Source organism: Adlercreutzia equolifaciens, assembly GCF_029076695.1.
In the GTDB taxonomy this organism is placed as follows: Bacteria; Actinomycetota; Coriobacteriia; order Coriobacteriales; family Eggerthellaceae; genus Adlercreutzia; species Adlercreutzia equolifaciens_A.
The window spans coordinates 1-304 of sequence record NZ_JARFIK010000351.1 but is presented as its reverse complement, the minus strand read 5'-3'; the positions used below and the strand labels follow the sequence as shown (position 1 = coordinate 304).

1 protein-coding gene is annotated in these 304 nt (G+C 33.6%); it reads right to left on the bottom strand.

The genetic code is table 11. The annotated features are described in order from the left end of the window. A partial coding sequence (locus tag PZH32_RS12705) for an AzlC family ABC transporter permease (RefSeq protein ID WP_275208617.1) occupies window positions 1-131 on the bottom strand: 131 nt, incomplete at its 3' end. Window positions 132-304: the final 173 nt, after the last annotated feature.

Below are 304 nucleotides of genomic sequence, written 5' to 3'. Positions count from 1 at the left end.
ATCTCAACACAGACAAATTCCAGTGATCCGCCGAAAATCAACATACTCATGAAAAATGGGTAGATAAAAGAAAAACCAGATGCATTCATATATATTCCATAAGCCATTCCAAGAAAAATGAACCCAGTCATAATAGGGATTGTTCGTGGAAAGGCTGCCTTTAGTGCTCTACGTTTCATAATTTTATTATAGTACCTCCTGATATAGTTCAGAATTATAGCATGATAGGCTTGATTTGTGTTAATGTCTTTCGGATTGTACAATTTTTTTTGAAAAAAGTGTTTACAAACCACATAAAACCATC